Source organism: Citrobacter telavivensis, assembly GCA_009363175.1.
GTDB classification, from domain to species: domain Bacteria; phylum Pseudomonadota; class Gammaproteobacteria; order Enterobacterales; family Enterobacteriaceae; genus Citrobacter_A; species Citrobacter_A telavivensis.
In genome coordinates, this window is record CP045205.1 from 1,180,593 (window position 1) to 1,196,391 (window position 15,799).

General features: G+C 48.3%; 14 protein-coding genes and 1 tRNA gene. 5 read left to right on the forward strand and 10 right to left on the reverse strand.

The genetic code is table 11. The features are described 5' to 3' along the window. Positions 1-83 precede the first annotated feature (83 nt). The gene (lptF, locus tag GBC03_07860; GenBank protein ID QFS70126.1) at positions 84-1,184 is read left to right on the forward strand and encodes an LPS export ABC transporter permease LptF; all 1,101 of its coding nucleotides are present in this window, start codon (positions 84-86) and stop codon (positions 1,182-1,184) included. Beyond that, positions 1,184-2,266 carry an LPS export ABC transporter permease LptG gene (gene lptG / locus GBC03_07865; GenBank protein ID QFS70127.1) on the forward strand — a complete coding sequence of 361 codons (1,083 nt, stop codon included), beginning with the start codon at positions 1,184-1,186 and terminating at the stop codon, positions 2,264-2,266. Before lptF ends, lptG begins: the two co-directional genes overlap by 1 nt. 138 nt (positions 2,267-2,404) lie before the next feature. Here lptG and GBC03_07870 read toward each other — a convergent pair whose 3' ends face one another. The 5 genes from GBC03_07870 to GBC03_07890 all read right to left on the reverse strand — a co-directional run bounded on the left by GBC03_07870 (position 2,405) and on the right by GBC03_07890 (position 8,247). Further along, on the reverse strand, positions 2,405-3,907 hold the full coding sequence (locus GBC03_07870; protein ID QFS70128.1) for a DUF853 family protein: 1,503 nt from the start codon (positions 3,905-3,907) through the stop codon (positions 2,405-2,407). A gap of 78 nt (positions 3,908-3,985) precedes the next feature. Continuing rightward, positions 3,986-4,984 carry a LacI family DNA-binding transcriptional regulator gene (locus GBC03_07875; GenBank protein ID QFS70129.1) on the reverse strand — a complete coding sequence of 333 codons (999 nt, stop codon included), beginning with the start codon at positions 4,982-4,984 and terminating at the stop codon, positions 3,986-3,988. A gap of 60 nt (positions 4,985-5,044) precedes the next feature. After that, positions 5,045-6,364, reverse strand: a complete 1,320-nt coding sequence (gene idnT / locus GBC03_07880) for a gnt-II system L-idonate transporter (protein QFS70130.1) — start codon at positions 6,362-6,364, stop codon at positions 5,045-5,047. Between the two features lie 63 nt (positions 6,365-6,427). Further along, complete coding sequence (gene idnO / locus GBC03_07885) at positions 6,428-7,192, reverse strand: gluconate 5-dehydrogenase (protein ID QFS70131.1); 765 nt, start codon at positions 7,190-7,192, stop codon at positions 6,428-6,430. 11 nt (positions 7,193-7,203) lie between these two features. Then, positions 7,204-8,247, reverse strand: a complete 1,044-nt coding sequence (locus GBC03_07890; GenBank protein ID QFS70132.1) for an alcohol dehydrogenase catalytic domain-containing protein — start codon at positions 8,245-8,247, stop codon at positions 7,204-7,206. A gap of 217 nt (positions 8,248-8,464) precedes the next feature. On the opposite strand from GBC03_07890, the gene idnK reads away from it, so the two are divergent. After that, positions 8,465-9,007 carry a gluconokinase gene (idnK, locus tag GBC03_07895; GenBank protein ID QFS70133.1) on the forward strand — a complete coding sequence of 181 codons (543 nt, stop codon included), beginning with the start codon at positions 8,465-8,467 and terminating at the stop codon, positions 9,005-9,007. A gap of 24 nt (positions 9,008-9,031) precedes the next feature. On the opposite strand, the gene GBC03_07900 is transcribed toward idnK, so the two are convergent. Further along, complete coding sequence (locus tag GBC03_07900) at positions 9,032-10,051, reverse strand: alcohol dehydrogenase catalytic domain-containing protein (GenBank protein QFS70134.1); 1,020 nt, start codon at positions 10,049-10,051, stop codon at positions 9,032-9,034. A gap of 199 nt (positions 10,052-10,250) precedes the next feature. Here GBC03_07900 and GBC03_07905 point away from each other — a divergent pair. Continuing rightward, a tRNA-Leu gene (locus GBC03_07905) sits at positions 10,251-10,335 on the forward strand. A gap of 198 nt (positions 10,336-10,533) precedes the next feature. After that, complete coding sequence (locus GBC03_07910) at positions 10,534-11,781, forward strand: DUF4102 domain-containing protein (protein QFS70135.1); 1,248 nt, start codon at positions 10,534-10,536, stop codon at positions 11,779-11,781. Positions 11,782-11,837: 56 nt separating this feature from the next. Here the strand turns inward: GBC03_07910 and GBC03_07915 are convergent, their stop codons facing one another. The 4 genes from GBC03_07915 to GBC03_07930 all read right to left on the reverse strand — a co-directional run bounded on the left by GBC03_07915 (position 11,838) and on the right by GBC03_07930 (position 15,785). Beyond that, on the reverse strand, positions 11,838-12,884 hold the full coding sequence (locus tag GBC03_07915) for an RNA-directed DNA polymerase (GenBank protein ID QFS70136.1): 1,047 nt from the start codon (positions 12,882-12,884) through the stop codon (positions 11,838-11,840). A gap of 251 nt (positions 12,885-13,135) precedes the next feature. Then, on the reverse strand, positions 13,136-13,492 hold the full coding sequence (locus GBC03_07920; protein ID QFS70137.1) for a hypothetical protein: 357 nt from the start codon (positions 13,490-13,492) through the stop codon (positions 13,136-13,138). After that, positions 13,492-14,352, reverse strand: a complete 861-nt coding sequence (locus GBC03_07925; protein ID QFS70138.1) for a hypothetical protein — start codon at positions 14,350-14,352, stop codon at positions 13,492-13,494. The genes GBC03_07920 and GBC03_07925 overlap by 1 nt, the downstream gene beginning before the upstream one ends. A gap of 356 nt (positions 14,353-14,708) precedes the next feature. Next, on the reverse strand, positions 14,709-15,785 hold the full coding sequence (locus tag GBC03_07930; protein QFS70139.1) for a DUF4263 domain-containing protein: 1,077 nt from the start codon (positions 15,783-15,785) through the stop codon (positions 14,709-14,711). Between the last annotated feature and the right edge of the window lie 14 nt (positions 15,786-15,799).

Here is a 15,799-nt window from a genome sequence, read left to right on the forward strand (position 1 = left end):
ACGACTCAAGAGAATAAATGACGTTTAAGCCATGAAACAAGCTAAATTCCTGCAAAAGACGAGTTTTTACGGGCGTATTTAAAGTGATAATCATAAGATATCTGGTGCGGGAGACGCTCAAAAGCCAGCTTGCCATCCTCTTCATCCTGCTTTTGATTTTCTTTTGTCAAAAGTTAGTGAGGATCCTCGGCGCAGCGGTTGACGGTGACATTCCGGCAAATCTGGTGCTCTCGTTGCTGGGCCTCGGCGTGCCTGAAATGGCGCAGCTCATCCTGCCGCTCAGCCTGTTCCTCGGCCTGTTGATGACTCTGGGCAAACTGTATACCGAAAGTGAAATTACGGTGATGCATGCCTGCGGTCTGAGCAAGTCCGTGCTGGTGAAAGCCGCCATGATCCTGGCGCTGTTCACCGGTATCATCGCCGCCGTTAATGTCATGTGGGCGGGACCGTGGTCGTCAAAGCATCAGGATGAGGTACTCGCTGAGGCGAAAGCCAATCCAGGAATGGCTGCACTGGCGCAAGGGCAGTTCCAGCAGGCCACCAACGGCGGTTCGGTACTGTTCATTGAAAGCGTTGAGGGTAGCCATTTTAAAGATGTGTTCCTCGCGCAGATTCGCCCGAAAGGTAACGCCCGTCCTTCCGTGGTGGTTGCCGATTCCGGACATTTATCGCAACTGCGCGACGGCACGCAGGTGGTCACCCTGAACAAAGGTACCCGCTTTGAAGGCACCGCACTGCTGCGTGATTTCCGCATCACCGACTTCCAGGACTATCAGGCGATTATTGGTCATCAGGCGGTAGCGCTGGATCCTAACGATACTGACCAGATGGATATGCGTACGCTGTGGTCCACTAATACCGATCGGGCCCGTGCGGAGCTGCACTGGCGCATCACGCTGGTATTCACCGTATTTATGATGGCGCTGATGGTCGTACCGCTGAGCGTGGTCAACCCACGTCAGGGCCGCGTGCTGTCAATGCTGCCTGCGATGTTGCTGTATCTGATGTTCTTCCTGATCCAAACCTCCCTGAAATCCAACGGCGGGAAAGGTAAGCTGGATCCGGTTATCTGGATGTGGGTCGTCAACCTGCTGTACCTGGCGCTGGCAGTGGGCCTGAACCTGTGGGATACAGTGCCGGTGCGCCGTCTGCGCGCCAGTTTTTCGCGTAAAGGAGCGGTGTGATGCAGCCATTTGGTGTCCTTGACCGCTATATCGGTAAAACTATTTTCACCACCATCATGATGACGTTGTTCATGCTGGTGTCGCTTTCCGGCATCATCAAGTTTGTTGACCAGCTCAAAAAAGCCGGGCAGGGGAGCTACGATGCGCTGGGCGCGGGGATGTACACCCTGCTCAGCGTGCCGAAAGATGTGCAGATTTTCTTCCCAATGGCGGCGCTGCTTGGCGCGCTGCTAGGCCTTGGGATGCTGGCTCAGCGCAGCGAACTGGTGGTGATGCAAGCGTCGGGTTTTACCCGTATGCAGGTAGCGCTCTCGGTGATGAAAACCGCGATCCCGCTGGTGCTGCTGACCATGGCCATCGGCGAGTGGGTTGCGCCGCAGGGCGAGCAAATGGCGCGTAACTACCGTGCGCAGGCGATGTACGGCGGTTCGCTGCTTTCCACCCAGCAGGGGCTGTGGGCGAAAGACGGCAATAACTTTGTTTACATCGAACGGGTGAAAGGCGATGAAGAGTTAGGGGGGATCAGTATCTACGCCTTTAACGATCAGCGTCGTTTGCAGTCCGTGCGCTATGCCGCGTCTGCGAAGTTTGATCCGGAACAGAAGGTCTGGCGTCTGTCGCAGGTGGATGAGTCAAATTTGACCGATCCGAAGCAGGTAACCGGTTCGCAAATCGTGAGCAGTACCTGGAAAACTAACCTCACGCCGGACAAACTGGGCGTGGTGGCGCTGGACCCGGATGCGCTTTCCATCAGCGGTCTGCACAACTACGTGAAGTACCTGAAGTCGAGCGGCCAGGAGGCCGGACGCTATCAGCTCAATATGTGGAGCAAAGTTTTCCAGCCGCTGTCCGTTGCGGTGATGATGCTGATGGCGCTGTCGTTCATCTTTGGCCCACTGCGTAGCGTGCCGATGGGCGTGCGTGTGGTGACGGGGATAAGCTTTGGTTTTGTCTTCTACGTGCTGGACCAGATCTTCGGCCCGCTGACGCTGGTGTACGGCATCCCGCCAATTATCGGCGCACTGCTGCCGAGCGCCTCATTCTTCTTAATCAGCCTCTGGCTGATGATGCGTAAGTCATAATCTCCGGCACGTTCTGGCGCAGTGCCTGATGGCGCTGCGCTTATCAGGCCTACTCGCGAATTATGATGCGTAAGTTGTCATCTCTTGTAGGCCGGATAAGGCGGTTACGCCGCCATCCGGCAAACTGCGGCGCAATGCCTAGCGTCTTCTGCCGCCCATCAAACTGCCTAACATCCCGCGAATGATCTGATTGGTCACCTGACGCGCGGCGCTTTTCGCCACGCTCTGCACGACGCCATCACGCTTACCGCCGCGTGGCCCGGTAGTGCCGAACAGAATATCTTTCAGACCGCCAAGAATACCGTCGTCAACGGCCACTTCTTTACCTTTCGCGGGGGGATTACTCTGTTGTTCAGTAGCCACTTGTATGCCTTTTTGCAGCATTTCAAACGCGGATTCGCGATCCAGGTCGTCTTCATATTTACCATAAAGCGCAGAGTGGTTGATCAGTCCGTTGCGCTCATCATCCGTCACCGGTCCCATACGTGAGCACGGGGCAATTACCATCGCCCGCTCAACGACCGACGGGCTGCCTTTAGCATCAAGAAACGAGACCAGCGCTTCGCCGGTACCCAGTTCCTGAATCGCTTTCTCCGTATCAAACGCCGGATTGGCGCGCATGGTTTGTGCGGCGGTTTTCACCGCTTTCTGATCTTTCGGCGTGAAGGCGCGTAGGGCGTGCTGAACGCGGTTGCCCAACTGACCGAGTACGTTATCCGGAATATCCGCCGGGTTCTGCGAAACAAACCAGACGCCAACCCCTTTAGAGCGGATCAGACGGATCACCTGTTCGATTTTATCCAGCAACACCTGCGGTGCGTCGTTGAACAGCAAATGCGCTTCGTCGAAGAAGAAGACCAGCTTCGGTTTTTCCAGATCGCCAGCTTCCGGCAACTGTTCGTAAAGCTCGGAGAGCATCCACAGCAGGCTGGCGGCGTAGAGTTTCGGCATCTGGTAGAGCTTCTCGGCACTGAGAATATTGATGATCCCTTTGCCGTTGGCATCGGTGCGCATCCAGTCTTTGATGTCGAGCATCGGCTCGCCAAAGAAGTGCGTTGCCCCTTGCTGTTCAAGCGTCAACAGCCCGCGCTGAATAGCCCCGACTGAAGCACTGCTGATGTTGCCATACTGATTCTGGAAGGATTTGGCATTGTCGCCGATGTATTGAGTGATGGCCCGCAGGTCTTTGAAATCCAACAGCAACAGACCCTGGTCATCGGCAATGCGGAAGATAATGTTCAGTACGCCGGACTGTACCTCGTTAAGGTTCAGCAGACGCGCCAGCAAGAGCGGCCCGAGGTCAGAGACCGTGGCGCGAACCGGATGGCCTTTTTCACCGAAGATATCCCACAGCACCACCGGGTTGCTGTGCGGTTGCCAGTCGGTAATACCAATATTTTTCAGTCTGGCGAGCAGTTTCTCGGAGGCTTGTCCCTCAGCGGCGACGCCCGTTAAATCACCTTTCACATCGGCCATAAATACCGGCACGCCAATTTCCGACAGCGATTCGGCCAGTTTTTGCAGCGTAACGGTTTTTCCGGTACCGGTCGCGCCAGTAATCAGTCCATGACGGTTTGCCATACCGGGGAGTAAAAACACTTCAGTGTCTGGCGTGCGGGCAATCAGCAGGGGTGAGCTCATTAGATTTCCTCCATTTATCCTGCGTCGAGTATAGGCAATGTGAAGGAAAGAGAATATGCGCAGGGGAGAGAAAATCACTTATAGCGTATTGCCGTGATAAATCTGGTATCCCAAATCGATCGTATTGTGGTTGTGGTCGTTGTTCTTGATTTTACTCAGCAACATCTGCGCCGCCATGCGGCCAATATCAAAACGGGGCGTAATGACGCTGGCAAGGCTTGGGATCATCTGTCGGCCCATCTCCAGACCGTGGAAACCCGCAATGGAGATTTGCTCCGGTACGGACAGTTCGCGCTCCCGGCAAAACAGCAGCGCCCCCATTGCAATATCATCATTGGTGCAAAAAACGCCGTCTAAATCCGGGTGGGCGACGAGCGCGTCGCGCATCAGTTGCGTGCCCAGATGAATCGACGAGATCGCCCGAGGGTTAACGCGCAGAGGCGTCAGGTTTCGCTGCGTCATCGCGTCGCAGTAGCCACAAAAACGTTGTTCATCACGGATATCGTCTTTCGAACCGAGATAGAGAATTTTGCGCCGCTGGCGTTTATCCAGCATGGTGCTGACCATATCAAACGCCGCCTGACGGTTATCAAACCCGACTTCCATATCCAGACGATCGCCCTGGATATCCATCAGCTCGATAATGGGAATCGCGGCCGATCGCAGGAATTTCACCGTGCGCAGGGTGTGATATTTCTCGGAAAGAATGATGCCGTCGATATTGTAGGAGAGCAGATTGATCACCGACTCTTCTTCTGATTCGCGGTCGTAGTTATAGTTGGCAATCAGAGTCTGGTAGTTGTGGTCAGAAGTAACAGATTCAATACCGGCAAGAATGTCGGCGAAGAGCTGGTTCTGAAATGAAGGAATTAACACGCCAAGCGTGTAGCTTTGCGCGTTCAACAGCATGGCGGGCGCACGGTTCGGGATGTAGTTAATCTCCTCCATGATCTGCGCGATACGCTCGCCGGTTTCCTTTGCGACTTTTTTCGGCGAGCGGATATAGCGGCTCACCGTCATTTTGGTCACGCCCGCGAGCGTGGCAATGTCCTGCAAAGAAATTCTGTGGTTCCTCATCTTCTCTCCCGTACCGGGGAGCGGCGGCGACATCGCCCCCCGGTGGTTAATCCCGCCTTCTTAATGCAGAACGGCGTTTAGCGCCAGCACGCCCAGCAGTCCCATAATCGAAATCAGGGTTTCCATCACGGTCCATGTCCGCAGCGTTTCACCGACGCTGAGGTTAAAGTAACCCTTAAACAGCCAGAATCCAGGATCGTTAACGTGCGAAGCGATCACGCTACCGGCCCCGGTTGCCAGCACCATCAACGCCGGATCGGCATGAGTGACGTTAATGATCGGCAGCACCACGCCAGCGGTCGTGATCGCGGCAACGGTCGCTGACCCCAGCGCAATACGCAGCAATGCTGCTACCGTCCAGCACATCAACAGCGGCGACAGCGACGTGCCGGTCATCAACTGCGAAATATACTGGCCCACGCCGCTGTCCACCAGTACCTGCTTAAACGCGCCGCCGCCGGCGATAATAAACACAATCATCGCGATGGCGCCGATAGAATCACCGACGATATCCATGATTTGTTCAATCGTCCGTCCATTGCGTCGGCCAAGGGTGAAAATCGCCAGTACGATAGCGATAAACAGCGCGACGGCAGGGTTACCGATAAACTCAAAGAATACCCGCACTGAGTTGGTTTTTGGCAGCGTAATTTCACAGACTGCGGCAACAGCCATCAGTATGACGGGGATCACCGCCGCAAAGATACTGTTCCAGAAGGACGGCATCTCCTCTTCGGTGAACAGGTGCGGGTTAAACAACCCTTCCGGCGGCGCTTTTTCAAAGCGGGTCAGCAGTTTTGAAAACAGCGGGCCTGCGACAATCACCGTAGGGATGGTGATAATGAACCCGTACAGCAGCGTGGTGCCGAGGTTGGCTTCAAAAATCGTCGCAATGGCGGTCGGTCCCGGATGCGGCGGCAGGAAACAGTGGGTCACCGAGAGGGCGGCGACCATCGGCACGCCGACGTACAGCAGCGGCAAACCGGAAGAGGCCACTACCGTAAATACCAGCGGCAGTAGCAGCACAAAGCCGACCTCGAAGAACATCGCCAGCCCGACGACCAGTCCGGTGACGACCAGCGCCCACTGCACGCGTTTTTTACCAAACGTACCGATCAGGGTAGTGGCAATGCGTTGTGCGGCCCCCGTGTCAGAAATCAATTTACCCAACATTGCGCCAAAACCGAGGATCATCGCCAGTCCGCCGAGCGTACCGCCGATCCCGTTTTGAATGGAATGTAAAACTGCCTGTGCGTCCATCCCTTCGGCGAATCCCACGACGGCAGCGACCAGGACCAGGGCGATAAAGCCATTGACTTTAAAGCCAATCATCAGGACCAGAAGCAGCGCGACGCCTGCCGCAATTATGATTAATGGCATAATCTTATCTCTTATCTGTGCCAAAAAGGCAGCGCTTGCGCGCTGCGTAGGGTTGTTCAGTGGTTACACCGCGACCAGCATGCCGCCATCGACGAACAGCAGGTGCCCGTTAACGAAGTCCGAGGCTTTGGAGGAGAGGAATACCGCTGCGCCAATCAGTTCCTGCGGATCGCCCCAGCGGGCGGCAGGCGTACGTTTGCACAGCCATGAGGTGAAAGCTTCATCTTCAACCAGCGCTTTGGTCATCTCGGTTTTGAAGTACCCTGGCGCGATGCCGTTAACCTGAATGTTATGGCGCGCCAGCTCAACGCACATACCGCGAGTCAGCATCTTCACAGCACCTTTCGATGCGGCGTACGGCGTGATGGTGTCGCGACCCAGTTCGCTCTGCATCGAGCAGATGTTGATCACTTTCCCGGCCTGGCGCTCAACCATCCGACGGGTTACCGCCTGGGAGACGAGGAACACGGCGGTCTGGTTGACCGCAATCACGTCGTTCCACTCCTGCTCTGGAAATTCGGTAAATGGGTGACGGCGCTGGATCCCGGCGTTATTGACCAGTACATCAATCGGGCCAATATCCTTTTCGATATGCTCTATTGCTGCGTCGATATCCTGTTTATGCGTCACGTTAAAGGGGGCGGCAACGGCGCGGATCCCTTCCTGCTGTAGTTTTGCGACGGCGGCTTCTGCCCGTTCCGACGTAATATCGTTAACGATAATCTGCGCGCCATATTTGCCAAGACCCGTTGCCAGCAAATACCCGATCCCTTGGGCGGAGCCGGTGATCAGTATATTTTTACCTGCCAGTGAAAAAAGATCGTTCATGATGTTGCTCCTTATTTTTCATTCTCAAAGACGAGCTGAACTTTCGCCGCCTGGGTTTTGTCGCTGGCGAAAATCAGCGCCTGTTCCAGATCGGTAAACGGATATTCCGCACTCAGCAGCGGCAGCGGATCGATAACGTTATGCGCCAGCCAGGAGACCGCGGTGTTAAATTCGGTGGTAAAGCGGAAAGAGCCTTTCAGGGCGATTTCTTTGCCGATCAGCATCATCATCGGGAAGTCCGGAACGGCGCCGCCCATCCCGACCTGCACCATCACCCCTTTTGCCCGGGTAACTTCCAGACAGGTAGTGATAGAGGAAGGATGGCCTGAGACCTCGAAGCTGATATCGAAATAGCCTTTTTCCGTTTTCCACTGATCGAGCGAGTCATGCAGAGGATTCACCAGCGTATCCGCGCCCATTTGCTGAGCCAGCGACAGCGATCGGGGGCTGACGTCGGCACAGACCACTTCCGCGGCGCCCAGCGTTTTCACCGCGCTGACGATCAGGCAGCCGATGGGGCCGACGCCGGAGATAAACACTTTCTTACCCTGTAGGTCGCCAGCCTCATGCGCGGCATGGATGGCCACCGCCAGCGGTTCGGCAAAGGCCATAACCTTTTCGTCCGCCTGTTCCGGGTAAGGAATGCACTGGGCGGTATCGACCGTTTTAAACTGGGTAAATCCCCCATCGACGTGCGGAAAATACATCGCGCTGCCAAAAAAGCGCATTTCAGTACATTGGTTTTCTTCATGCTGAAGACAATATTTACAATGGCCGCACGGTTTAGACGGATTAATAGCAATTGACTGTCCTTCGCGTAATGTTTCTGAATCGCTGTGGACCACTTTGCCAATAACTTCATGACCTAAAATCATCGGGGCTTTGACGGTGAAATTACCGACTTTGCCTTCCTGATAATAATGTAAATCAGAGCCGCAAATTCCTCCGCGAGTTATTTTTACGAGCGTGCCTTTATTATTCCATTCGATATTCTGTTGTGTAACGGCAACAGAATGCTTACCCGCGACAACGCAGGATTGAGTTTTCACTTCCATAAATGCCTCACTGGGTCAGGTCTTCATCTCCGGTGCATTTAAGCGGTTTTCATTGCCCTTATTTGTGATCAGTGTCACGCTGGAAAATTGTTACACTACAATGTTACGCATAACGTGATGCGCTTTATAATTCTTATCTATGGAAATAAAAAAACGTGAAATTGCCGATTGTGCAGGCGTAGTATCGCGCCATGGAATATGACGCAGAGGGTTTTACATGGCCGGGGAAAGCTATATTTTGATGGGCGTTTCAGGAAGTGGTAAATCGTTAATTGGCAGTAAGGTGGCTGCATTATTATCGGCGAAGTTCATTGATGGCGACGATCTCCATCCTGCCAAAAACATTGATAAAATGTCTCAGGGAATACCGTTAACCGATGAAGACAGGCTGCCGTGGTTAGAACGCTTAAATGATGCGTCCTATAGTCTGTATAAAAAAAATGAGACGGGATTTATTGTGTGTTCATCATTAAAAAAACAGTATCGCGATTTTTTACGCAAAGGCAGTCCTAACGTGCATTTTCTCTGGCTGGACGGCGATTACGACATTATCCTGGCGCGGATGCAGCGTCGGGCAGGGCACTTTATGCCGGTCGGCTTGCTGAAAAGTCAGTTTGAGGCGCTGGAATGTCCGCTGGCAGAGGAAGCCGATATCGCGCGTATCGACATTAATCATGATATTGAGAACGTGACGGCGCAGTGCCAACAGGCGGTGCTGGCGTTTCGCCAGGCGCGGGAGCGACTCAGCGCCTCAATCTGAGCAAGGAGGCGCTGGGTCAGACCGTCAGAAATCGGCTTTTAGCACCACGCGGTAGCGGGCTTTGCCGTCACGCACGTGCTGAATAGCCTCGTTGATTTGCGACATCGGGAACAGTTCGGTGGTCGGCGAGACCTTGCTGCGTCCGGCAAACTTCATCAGCTTACGCAGCTCATATGGCGTACCGGTCGCCGAACCGGAGATGCTGCGATCGCCGGCAATCAGCGTGAATGCGGGTACCGGCAATGGTTTCAGCACCGCGCCGACGGTGTGGAAGTTACCGCCGTAGGCCAGCGCTTCGAAGTAGGGCTGCCAGTCGAGATCGACATTGACGGTGTTGATGATGAGATCGAACTGGCCTGCCAGCGCGGTTAATGCCTGCGGATCTCGGCTGTTCACCACTTTATCGGCACCCATCGCCAGCACTTCTTTCTCTTTCGCCGGGTTAGAGCTGAACGCGGTGACTTCACACCCCATCGCATGCAGCAACTTAATCGCGATATGCCCCAGCCCGCCAATACCAATCACTCCGACGCGGCTGGTGGCGGTGATGTGGTGCATCAGCAGCGGTTTAAACACCGTGATGCCGCCGCACAGCAGCGGACCGGCGGATTCAATATCGATGCTTTCCGGAAGCGGGATCACCCACTGCCAGTCTGCGCGCAGCTTCTCAGCAAAGCCGCCGCGATTGAGAATGGTTGGCACAGCGCCTTCCAGACAGTTGATCTGATTGCCGCTGATACAGGCATCGCAGTGCCCACAGCTGCGTGCCGTCCAGCCAATACCCACGCGCTGGCCGATCTTCAGCCCTTTCCCCTGTGCCGCGCTGCCGAGAGCGACCACGCGACCAATCACCTCATGCCCGGCAACCAGTGGATATTGAGAGAATCCCCACTCGTTGTCGATCATCGACAAATCGGAATGGCAGATACCGCAGTAATCGACCTGTACCTCGACATCTTCCGGCTTGAGTTCGCCCGCATCGTATTCAAAGAGTTCGAGTTCGCTGCCCGCCTCTTTTGCAGCATAGCTTTTTATCATCGACATCGTGTTTCCCTCATGTGGTGTTGAACAGAAAAGTGTAGAGCATGGAAAACGGCGTCGCTTTGCAGAAGAGGGGATAGAGAAGAGGAATAGGGGAAGCGTGCTGATTTTTTCGACACTTAACGGAGAAGACACACGCTAGCGCTTGCATGGTTGCGTGCTACAGGTATAATCCACAACGTTTTCCGCGTACCTCTTCAGTGCCGAAGTGGCGAAATCGGTAGACGCAGTTGATTCAAAATCAACCGTAGAAATACGTGCCGGTTCGAGTCCGGCCTTCGGCACCATCGGAACATCAATAGACGTCAACGGACGTCTTTTTTTGTGCCTGAAATCCAGTATCCGCAAGGCTTTCCTCGCTTTTTCACTCTTCCTAAGTCAACCTGATTCAATCTACATCAACTTACTGTTGCGGGTACAACTGCGGGTATATCCCGGTTCGATAATGTTTGTACCCACACCGAACCCTTGAAAGGATACTCATCATGGCTCTGAGTGATGTGAAGGTTCGTTCGGCTAAACCTGAAGCAAAAGCCTATAAACTAACTGACGGTGAAGGCATGGTTTTGCTGGTTCACCCTAACGGTTCCAAATATTGGCGTCTTCGTTACCGCTTCGGCGGTAAAGAGAAGATGCTGGCGCTGGGGAAATACCCTGAGGTTTCGCTAGCAGATGCCAGGGCACGCAGGGATGAGGCCCGTAAGCTATTAGCTAATGGCGTCGATCCCAGTGAAAACAAGAAAGCCGTTAAGGTAGAGCAGGAGCAAGAGGCGATAACGTTTGAAGTGGTTGCCAGAGACTGGCACGCCAGCAATCAGAAATGGTCTGCATCGCATAGTGCTCGTGTATTGAAAAGCCTGGAAGATAATCTTTTTGCTGCTATCGGTAAGCGGAATATTGCGGAGCTGAAGACACGAGATTTGCTTGTACCCATTAAGGCTGTGGAATCATCCGGACGACTCGAAGTTGCCGCCCGTTTACAACAGCGAACTACCGCAATTATGCGCTTTGCTGTGCAGAGCGGTTTAATCGACTACAATCCTGCCCAAGAAATTGCCGGTGCGGTTGCTACGGCAAAAAGACAGCATCGTGCGGCTCTGGAGCTTAACCGCATACCTGAATTACTTCATCGCATTGATCACTATTCTGGAAGACCGTTAACCCGACTTGCTGTCGAACTAACCTTGTTGGTTTTTATCCGTTCAAGCGAGTTGCGTTTTGCCCGTTGGTCAGAAGTAGATTTTGAAACAGCTATGTGGACGATTCCGGGAGAGCGTGAACCGCTGGAAGGTGTTAAGCATTCTCAACGTGGTTCGAAGATGCGGACTCCACATCTTGTTCCCTTATCGCGGCAGGCTCTGGCTATTCTGGAAAAGATCAAAAGCATGAGTGGGAATCGAGAGCTGATTTTTGTTGGTGATCATGATCCACGTAAGCCGATGAGTGAGAACACAGTGAACAAGGCTCTGCGAGTGATGGGCTACGATACGAAGGTGGAGGTTTGCGGGCATGGTTTCAGAACCATGGCGTGTAGCTCGTTGATAGAGTCGGGATTATGGTCGAGGGATGCGGTAGAGCGGCAGATGAGTCACCAGGAGCGTAGCTCTGTGCGAGCAGCTTACATTCATAAGGCGGAGCATCTGGGGGAGAGGAGGCTGATGTTGCAGTGGTGGGCTGATTATCTGGATGTGAATAGAGAGGTGGGGGTTAGTCCATATGATTTTCGTAATTAAGATTAACCCCAGAAAATTATCAATGTAACTTAACACTAAAGAGAATTATAACAGGATTATATGTTCTTTAAAGTTCGGATGAATACTATCGCTTGTTTTGCATATTCATTATCAGGTTCAACTTGAAGCCAAAAATTCAGTTTACCTTCAAGCACACTTAGGTAGGCCGGATTTCTAATTTTCATTTTTGAAGCATGTGAAAGATATCCAAATTTTTTGATGTAATGTACTTCCTTCCTTATTTCTCTTTTTTTATCTCTTGGTAATGTCATTTTAGAACCAGCTACAGAAACTCCAGTTATTATTCTTTTTCCAGGTTTTGTAATCAGTTGCGTTTTGTCATTGTTAATATGAAGTCCGAAATTATCAATTATTTGAGATACAATTTCTGAGAATTTTAACGGAATATAGTCGCCAGAAAAAGTCATATCATCAGCATATCGAGTGTAGTCCAATTTATATGATTTTGATAAGTTTGTTAACCTTCGATCAAGACTTACTAGCAATATATTTGACAAGTATGGACTAGTGGCACCTCCTTGAGGAAGCCCGTTGTTTAGACAGCAGATAGATGATAAGTAGAATGAAACATTATTAGAGTAACCTAAAGAATGAAAGAAGTTAATAACCCAGTTAATTGGAATGGATGGGAAGAAATCTGACATGTCCATTTTTAAAATACATTTTTTTTCTACGTGCTTCTCTGCATTAGACATAATGGAACGTTTCTTTATGAAACCGTGTGCGGCATCATGAATAGCTATTTTGGATAGTATATTTTTATATATCCATTTTTGGCAATGGAGTAAAGAAGGATATGGAGAAAGAATATTTCTTGTCCCACCTTTTCTTTTGGGAATGTTAAACTCTCTGTAATAGTTTTCCGGTGAATTTATTATTTTTAATAATTCAATGTAATTAATAGAAAGTAGTTTAGATAAATGCTCGAGTTCGAATATTATAGGAAGATTTTTATCTATTAAGGAGATAATGTAAGAAATATATTCATCAATCAAGTCAGATGGTAATCCTCTATTTTTTAAGTAGAGATACCATGAGTTGATTTTTAATTCTTGAACTTTATCTAACTTTTGAAATGTCATGATATGAAATCCGCATTCGTTAAAAAAGCTTACAGAAGATACCTTCAATACTTTGCAACAGATCAGAATGCAATAAAATTTGCGATACGCTAATTTTATTGTGTTCTGATCCCGACACAAAGGACGCAGTCCTTTTGTCAACTCAAGGATGAATTTGGTACAAAATCATCCTTGAGTGTTGGCTATCGCGAACCTTAGTTCGGGGAGCGACTACACTCCAACATACTAGCTTCTGTAAGCTTATAGATATTTTAGCGATTTATTTTGCTTTTTGCAATAGGGAATTTTATAGGGTCAAGTAATCGAAGGTTTGGTAAATATGGTTCATCGATATCATATTCGTTCAATTTAAATGTCGATGGTACTTCTCTCCACTTTTTATCAGTTTTTGAGCTGTACTCTGTGAATGCTCTTACATATCCTGTTTTTGTAAGTTTGATTTTTTTATCTAACTCCTCAATAAGCTTTAACTGTTTGAGGTTGTAAAGTGTCTTGGAAAATTCAGCAAAGCTTATGCGCATTCTTTTAAATGCCGTGAAAGAATCAAGCTGGTTGTGTGATTTTAATAATAAATATAATAGTTGTAGTTCTACGTTATTAGTTTTCATTAAGCATCACCCATTGCTCTAATTAAGAGAACTTTTCTGCCATTTTCATTATTTAGTTGTGGCCACCAGAATATAGGGAAGACATTATTAGGTGTGTTCCCACCCTCTCGAGCATAAAGAGATTCAGCTTCCCCATACCCCATACTAGGTAAGCTTCTATTGTTGAAACTAGTTGAAAGAATACTTTCTAGTTCGAGCATTGTATTTTTTTTATTTTGTATTAAGATTTCATCTTCGTAGAAATCAGTAATCCCTTTTTTTATCCTTATTAAGGATTCAAAGTCTATCCCTGTTTCTTTTATCCTTTTGAACCCTTCATTTGTAGAAACAAGTACCTTTACAAAAATATTATAATCTGTGATTCCTGCTGAAGAAAACTGAGAATTAATAAAACGCACTCTGTTTATTACTGTATCACCAGAACCTACAAATTCATCTACAAGAATAATATTTTTGAGATTAATGTTGTTTCGGTAATTTGAAAATGCCTTTCCACAAACATTAACATGAGAGTATTTGGTCCAGTTGTATTTCTGTAAAATAGGTTTGAGTCCATATAAAATGTATTGAGAACTATCAGCTGAGCCGTCCATAGCCATCGCTACGATTTGCGTATCTCCATCATCTATATTAGGCGTGGTAATTATTGACTCGGCTAAACTTTCAAGCATCGAGAGGAACTCTGAGCTATTAAGATAATTAAATCTATTTAATAGCTCAATAATTAGCGCTCTTTTTTCACCAGAGTCACATTCTTCCGATAATAATGAATGTAATTCCTCTGTCTTATTATTCAACCAAGGTTGACTTTGTGTCAGCTTTAGCAGTGTATGAAATGATTCTGAATCGAAATCAACCATATTAGAAAGTACCTGTTATTAACAAATCAAGGCAACTAATATATTTATTCCGTTAACTTATAATAAAAAAATAGTTATAATTAATTAGAATAAATGGGGTTTGACGTTGGATAGTAAGTATGCTACCGCACGAGATTTACTAAAAAACCTCCTTTTAACGTAAAAGATCAACTAAATTTATGTTATATTGACAGTGTCCTAGAATTAAAGCATATTTACTCTTGAATGTATATCATCTTCATTTTCTAAAATTGTTTTAAAAGTAGATCTATATCACCATTCCCTGATATTTAACTGTGCAAATGTTAAATAGCATATAGTTTTTTTTGATATTACATGAAATGTTATTATGTGCTTTAAAATTTATTAATAAGGCTATCCCAACTTTCTAATCGAATAGGTGGGGATGATGTTATCTCTACATTATGACGCTGTTTACTTTCTTCAAGATCATTATTAGAGCGACCAGCAATAACAACGCTTCTGATGTTAATGTCTTTGTTAGGGTCAACACTTAATTTTCCTCTTGGTCCAAGTAATGCGTTTGAGAAGCCAGAACCAGTTTCGACCTGTTCTCTTATCTCATGAAAGTAGTTTCTATATTTTTCATAATCCCCTCTATATATTACACTAATTCTCTCTCTAACTTGTTGTATCGCCTCATTTGTTTTTTGTGACAAATTACCGTATCCAGATTGGTTCATGAGATTAAAATTAGCACCTTTGATTTCTATGAGAGTAACATCCATTCGTGATCGACCGGAAAAGATGACATAATCAACGAAACCATTAGCAATTTTTAATTCTGATAAAACAATATACTCTTCTTTAGGATTAGCATAAAAACTAGCGAAAAATGATAAATCCTTCTTCAGAAACTCTGCTATTTCACGTTCAGTTGGATTAGTTTTAATGAAATCAGAGATTTCTTTTTTTAATATTGAATGTTCTTTAATTAATAATCTTCTGGTGATTATATTGCTATCTTCAACATATGTTTTTTTAGTATAAGGATAAAGTTGTTGATAAAAATACTCTATTTTTTTAAAAAGCCTTTCATTTTTCAATGTGCCATCTAATAATTCTTCGTAAGAACAGCCAAGCATTAATTGTGCTTTTTTCAGTGTTGTTTTCTCCCAATTAGGAGAGTTATTATGGTCAAATGTTACGATATCAAAGCTTCCGTAGCCAGAAAAGCCCTCTTCATAATGTTCAATGATTTTAGTGTCATTGTAGATAAATCCCTCATCAATTAGCTGCTTACGGATATGTTCCACGGAATTGGTTACACTCGTCGGGCTTTTATCATCTAGATCAGTTAGTAATGAGAATTGAGTGTTCGCATGCAAAAATATCCTGACTCGGCATAAGGAATATTCATGTGAATAGTCATTAGGTTTGAATTTAAAAATAAAGTCACTTACTTTCATCATATTTCCTTATGTGA